Consider the following 6000-nt stretch of genomic DNA (forward strand, 5'->3'; position numbering starts at 1 on the left):
GTTGCCGACCATGACGGCGGTGTCGATGAACTCGTTGATGCGGCGGACGTTCTTCACTCCGTCCCCCGCCTCCTTGACCGCGAACGTGCGCGCGGCGCTGTGCGGGGACGTGCTCGACCCGTCGTGAGGTGCGGTCGTGCGGCGCGCTGACGGGCGTCGCCCTACGCTCGGCGCATGGAGCGTCGGCGCGCGGAGCCCGTGGTCGTCGAGCGGCCCGAGGTCCCCTACGTGGGGATCGCGGCGCGCGTGACGACGGCGTCGCTGGCGTCGCTCGCGGACCGCTTCGACGACCTCTTCGCGTGGGCGGAGGCGCACTCGCTGACTCCGGCCGGCCCGCCGTTCTTCCGGTACCGGGTGGTCGACATGGAGCGTGAGCTCGTGGTCGAGGCGGGGCTGCCGCTCGACGAGGCGGTCACGGAGGCGGACGGTGACGTGACGCCCGACGTGCTGCCCGCGGGCCGCTACGTGGTGACGACGCACGTGGGTCATCCGGACGAGCTGGTCCAGGTGACCGCGGACGTGCTGGCGTGGGCGGAGGTGCACGGCGAGGCGTGGGACAGGTGGCCTGCGGAGGGCGGCGAGGCGTGGGGCTGCCGACTAGAGCTGATGTTGACGGACCCGCGCGTGGAGCCCGACATGAGCCGCTGGGAGACCCAGCTGGCCTTCCGGATCGTGGACGACGGGGTGCGGTGACACGTGCCGAGCCGCGTTTTCACGCGGAAGCGGCCTCTGGGGTGCGCCGACCGGGTGAATTGGACGGCCGTACGAAACTGGTGACTGGTAGCGCTTCCCTTCTCGTCTCATGTTGCTCTAATGTCGGACTTGTCAGCGAAACGGCAAACCCTCCGCAAGGGGGGGACGCAAAGCCACGGGACCCACGAGGTCAGCCGGGCTACCGAACAGACAGGAAGATGACATGGACCAGCGCGGGTTCTCCGTCGACCCCTCCGAGGCAGCCACCCCCTTCGTCCTCCCGGCCTCGCGCCTGCAGGCATGGGCGGCCCTCGCGGAGCGGCAGCACACTCTGGAGCTCGTCCCGGCGCAGCGCGACTACCTCGCCGCCTGACGACGACACCACCTCACGAACGGCCGGTCCCGGCGCAGCCCGGGGCCGGCCGTTCGCATGTCCGCGCCCGGACGGCGGGCACCGTCCCGTCGGGCGACCCCTCGCCGGCGACGGGACCATCGACCCGGGCCGCGACCGGCGACGCAGCCGTCCGCCTCGCACGGTTCGGGGCGGTTTGTGGCTAGCCTCGGCTCACCGGGCTCGCCACTCGGGGCGGCTCGCTTCCGAGAGAAGGTCGCATGGACAGCTTCTGGGACTGGTTCTGGCTGCTGATCTGGTGGTTCCTGTTCTTCGCGTACCTCGTCATCCTCTTCCAGATCCTCACCGACCTCTTCCGTGACCGGACGCTCAGCGGCTGGTGGAAGGCCGTGTGGATCGTCGGCCTGATCGTCTTCCCGTTCCTCACCGCGCTGATCTACGTGATCGCGCGGGGCAACGGCATGGCCGACCGCCAGCTGCACGCCGTCAAGCAGGCGCGGGCCGACACCGACTCCTACATCCGGGAGGTCGCGGGCAAGTCGCCGGCCGAGCACATCACGGAGGCGAAGGCGCTGCTCGACCAGGGCGTCATCACGCCCGAGGAGTTCTCGCAGCTCAAGGCCAAGGCGCTCGCCTGACGGTCGCCGCCGCACGACGGACCCACGGACGGGCCGGCGTCCCGCACGGGGGCGCCGGCCCGTCCGTCGTCGGCGCGGCCGCCCGTCGCGGCGCGGGCGCAGGGGTGTGCCGTGACGCGGGCGTCAGAGCTCGCCGCGGCGCTGCAGGTAGCGCATCGCGGCCCACCCGAACGGGATCCGCAGCCAGTAGGTGAGCGCGCGGAACAGGATCGCGATGGACGTCGCGACACCTGCGTTGATGCCGGTGATGGTCGTGAGCGTGCCCGCGAGCGCGAGCTCGACCGCGCCCATGCCGCCCGGCGTCGGCACGAGCGCGCCCGCGGTGTTGCCGGCGAGGTAGACCAGGGCGACCTGGATCAGGCTCGCGTCCTGGTTGAGGGCCTGCAGGCACGCGTCGAACGCGAGGATGTAGCCGAGCGTCATGGCGAGGTTGCCGCCGACCGCGAGCGCGAGCCGCCAGGGCTGCCCGAGCACCTCGATGAGCCGGGGCCACGTGCGCTGCAGCGTGGGCAGCGACTTGGCGAGCACCCACTGCCGCACGGGCGGCACCAGGAGCGAGGCGCCGACGAGCGCGGCGACGATGCCGATCGCGACGAGCATCGCCCCGGAGATCGGCAGCTGCGACTCGCTGCGGCCGGAGATGATCGTCAGCCCGAGCAGCAGGACGAGGGTCACGATGAACTGGCTGACCTGCACGAGCGCGACGGTCGCGGCGGACAGGGTCGTCGAGACGCCGCGCTTGGTGAGCATGCGCAGGTTGAGCGCCGCGGGGCCGATGCCCGCGGGCGCGGCGAGGGCGACGAACGTCGCCGCGGTCTGCACGAGCGTCGCGCGCCAGACCGGCAGGCGGACGGGCGAGAACGCCACGAAGGCCAGGGCCGCGGTCACCAGGGTGCTCATGCCGAGGGCGAACGCGATGACGGACCAGCGCCAGTCGCTCTCGGAGAGCGCCTCGCCGATCTGCTCGACGTTGATCGTCGTGAGGATCGCGAAGATCGCGACGACGGTGAGCAGGATGGTGAGGACGGTGCGGGCGCCGAACCGGACGAGCTGCTCGGGCTCGACGGACGCCTCGGGCAGGCGCGCGACGAGCTCGGTGCGCAGGTCGGCGAGCACCTGCTTGTGCGCGCGCATCTCCTCGCGGGTCTCGCGCGGCAGGGTGATGGTCTGGAGCAGCGGCCCGACGGCGGCGAGGTCGGCCTCGGGGAGCACGGCGGCCGCCGACTCGAGCGCGCGGGTCGCCCCGACGCGCAGCGCGAGGAGCGCGACGAGCTGCGTCACGTCCATCCGGCGCGCCAGGTCGGACGACGCGACGTCGCCCTTCTCCCACCCGACGAGCCACACGACGGGCTGCCCGATGAGGTCGTCGACGAGCACGACGTCGCTGGTCAGCGCGCGGTGCGCGACCCCGGCGACGTGCGCGAGCTGGAGCTGCGCCCAGATCTCGCGCAGCAGGTCGTCGGTGATGCGGTCGGGCGGCAGGTCCGCGAGCGGCACCGCCCGGCCGGGACGCTCCTGCACCAGGAGCATCGAGTCCTCGGCCTCGGCGATCGACAGCAGCTGCGGTGTGCGCACGCCGGCGGCGCGCGCGGCGTAGGCCTGGAGCGCGGCCCGGCTCGTCGCCTGCCGCAGCGAGACGACCGAGCGTCCCTCGATGCCGCGCATACGGATCGAGCGCCACAGACGTTCGAGGCCGCCGACGACCTGCCGGTCGCCGTCGATGACGAGCACGTCGAGCTCGTCGCCCGAGGTCGTCGTGAGCTCGTAGACGCGGTTCCCGGTCGAGCGTGTGAGGGCCCGGGACGCGGGTGAGCCGTCGAGCTGGACCGGCTCCGTGCCCTCGCGCTCGGCGAGCCGGGCCGCGTCGGTGTCGGTCGTGTCGTCGGCGACGCGGGCGAGGCGGGCCGGCTCGAAGCCGGCACGGCGGATGCCGTCGAGGAGGCTCGTGCCGTACGCGCGCTCGGACTGCACGCCGGACACGTACCGCACGACCATGCCCGCGACGCGCCCGATCAGCAGCGACACGACGAGGCCCGGCAGGGAGACGCGTCCGATGATGAGCAGCACGGCGCCGCTGATCCACAGGACGTTCCACGACCAGTCGACGGTGCGCCGGCGTCCGCGCGGACCGGCGACCGTGAGCAAGGCGACGACCATCGCGAACACGGGCGGCAGGGAGACGACGAGGTCGCCCCTGACGAGGATCGACAGGCCGTCGGCGAGGTCGGAGGGTGCCCACTCGACGATGACGAAGCGCAGCGCCTCGTTGAGCACGACGGCGACGACGGCCGCGGTGACGCCCTCCAGGAGCTGACGGCCGAGCCGGCGGATCGCGAGCTCGGCGAGCACCGCGAGCGGGATGACGAGCGCGACCAGCACCTCGAGGAGCTGCACGGGGATGAACAGGATGCTCCGCAGCAGGTCGGCGAAGCCCTGGACGTCCTCCGCGACGCCGCTCGTCGTGTTGGGCGCGTAGAACGCGAGCGCGAGCACCAGGACCACGCCGACCGCGGCGACGACGGCGTTGAGCAGGTCGGTCGGGTGGTGCACCCGGACGGTCGGGACGTCCTCGACGACGACGCGCGCCTCGGCCGGGTCCCCGCCGTGGTCGTCGACCGTCGGTCCGTCGGGCGCGCCGCCGCGCGTGCGGTCCGCGTCGACCGCGGCCGCACGACCCGAGGGCGGCGTCGACGACATACCGGCGAGTCTAGGCAGCGAGGGCCCGTCTGCCCGGGAGCCTGCACGTGACGTGGGACGGGACCGGCTGTCCGGTGCGGGCGTGTTCGGCGCGCTTCGTCCCGATGCCGGGGTCTAGCGTGGCCGACGAGGGACACCGTTGGCGTGCGGGTGCGGTCCCGCGAGGTGCCCCGGGGCGTGTGCCCGAGGAGGTCACGTGGTCGACGAGGTGGGCGCAGAGGTCGAGACGACGCTGCGCAAGATCTGGTGGCTCCCCGTCCTGCGAGGAGCCGTGCTGCTGGTCCTGGGTCTGCTGATGCTCGTCCGACCGATCGACACGGCGACGCTGCTCATGTGGATCTGGGGCGTGTTCGCCGTCATCGACGGCGTGCTGTCGCTGGGGATGTGGCTCGGCAACCGCAAGGAGCCGGGTGCGGGCTGGTGGGCGGTCGCCGGCCTGGTCGGGATCGCGTTCGGCGTGATCGCGATGGTGTGGCCCGACAAGTCCGTGACCGTCGTGTTCTACCTGATCTCGCTGTGGATCCTGGTGCTGGGCGTCCTCGCGATCATCGCGTCGGTGACCCTCTACCGGGCGCGGGACATCGGCTGGTACTGGGTGCTGACGTTCGGGCTCGTGTCGTTCCTGTTCGGCCTGCTCGTGCTCATCAACCCGCAGGAGACGATCGCGGTCGTCATGGTCCTGCTGGGCCTGTTCGCGTTCGTGGGCGGCGTCGTGCTCATCGTCAGCGGCTTCGCGACGAAGTCGTTCGTCCGCGCGGTCGGCCGCGGCTCGGCCGTCGTCTGACCGGTCCGGACCGGCGGGTGGTGGGACGCGTCAGGACAGGAGCAGCGCGTCCCGCCACTCGTCGGGGACGAGCGCGTACCCGACGAACACGAACACGTCCATGAGGGTGTGCGCGACGACGAGCGGCATGACCCGCCGTCGTCGGCGGTAGTACTCCGCGAACACGAGCCCCATGACGACGTTGCCCGCGAACGCCCCCCACCCCTGGTACAGGTGGTAGGACCCGCGCAGCAGCGCGCTCGCGACGACGATCGCCGGGCCGCTCCAGCGCAGGTCGCGCAGCCGCTCCATGAGGTACCCGACGGCGATGACCTCCTCGAGCAGCGCGTTCTGCAGCGCCGACAGCACCAGCACGGGGACGGTCCACCAGGCGGCGTTCAGGGCGGCGGCCTGCACCTCGACCGTGATGCCGAGCAGCCGCCCGACGGCGTAGAGGCCGAGGCCGGGGATCCCGATGAGCGCCGCGAGCCCGGCGCCGACGCCGAGGTCGCGCCACGGCCGGGTGCCGTCGAGCCCGATCCGGCGCACCGCCGAACGCCCGTCGGCGGACAGCAGGTACAGCGCGAGCGCGACGGGGACGAGCGCGAACCCGATCGACAGCAGCTGGTAGGTGAGGTCGAGCCAGGGGCGCGGGGAGCGGCTGGGGTTGAGCGTCGCCGTCTGGCTGCCGAGCGACTCCTCGCGCGTGAGGCGGTCGAGGATCGCGACCACGGCGTAGACGCCGGACCGGCCGAGCGACAGGCCGAGGACGATCCAGATCTCCGCGGTGAGGCGGCGGCGGAGCGCGCGCGGACCGGGGGGCGGGGCGAACGGCGGGCGGGCGTCGTCGTCGGGGG

6 protein-coding genes and 1 riboswitch are annotated in these 6000 nt (G+C 72.7%); of the genes, 4 read left to right on the top strand and 2 right to left on the bottom strand.

All coding sequences use genetic code 11. From position 1 onward, the window contains the following. Window positions 1-174 precede the first annotated feature (174 nt). The 3 genes from HGA02_RS08455 to HGA02_RS08465 all read left to right on the top strand — a co-directional run bounded on the left by HGA02_RS08455 (window position 175) and on the right by HGA02_RS08465 (window position 1683). The gene (locus HGA02_RS08455; RefSeq protein WP_168678648.1) at window positions 175-693 is read left to right on the top strand and encodes a GyrI-like domain-containing protein; all 519 of its coding nucleotides are present in this window, start codon (window positions 175-177) and stop codon (window positions 691-693) included. 132 nt (window positions 694-825) lie between these two features. Next, window positions 826-900, top strand: a riboswitch (cyclic di-GMP riboswitch). 16 nt (window positions 901-916) lie between these two features. Then, window positions 917-1066, top strand: a complete 150-nt coding sequence (locus HGA02_RS08460) for a hypothetical protein (protein ID WP_160142783.1) — start codon at window positions 917-919, stop codon at window positions 1064-1066. A 239-nt stretch (window positions 1067-1305) separates the two neighbouring features. Then, window positions 1306-1683: an SHOCT domain-containing protein gene (locus HGA02_RS08465; protein ID WP_168678649.1), complete on the top strand. Its 378-nt coding sequence runs from the start codon at window positions 1306-1308 to the stop codon at window positions 1681-1683. A gap of 123 nt (window positions 1684-1806) precedes the next feature. Here the strand turns inward: HGA02_RS08465 and HGA02_RS08470 are convergent, their stop codons facing one another. Then, entirely contained in the window at window positions 1807-4380 is a 2574-nt protein-coding gene (locus tag HGA02_RS08470; RefSeq protein WP_168678650.1) for a lysylphosphatidylglycerol synthase transmembrane domain-containing protein, read from the bottom strand. 196 nt (window positions 4381-4576) lie between these two features. Between HGA02_RS08470 and HGA02_RS08475 the strand changes: the two genes are divergently transcribed. Then, window positions 4577-5164 (top strand): HdeD family acid-resistance protein, encoded by a 588-nt coding sequence (locus tag HGA02_RS08475; RefSeq protein ID WP_124341042.1) that lies wholly within the window; start codon window positions 4577-4579, stop codon window positions 5162-5164. Between the two features lie 30 nt (window positions 5165-5194). Here HGA02_RS08475 and HGA02_RS08480 read toward each other — a convergent pair. After that, window positions 5195-6000: CPBP family intramembrane glutamic endopeptidase (locus tag HGA02_RS08480; protein ID WP_246247575.1), on the bottom strand; the 806-nt coding region annotated here is incomplete at its 5' end.

The sequence above is a fragment of the Cellulomonas septica genome (assembly GCF_012396155.1).
Taxonomy (GTDB): Bacteria; Actinomycetota; Actinomycetes; order Actinomycetales; family Cellulomonadaceae; genus Cellulomonas; species Cellulomonas septica.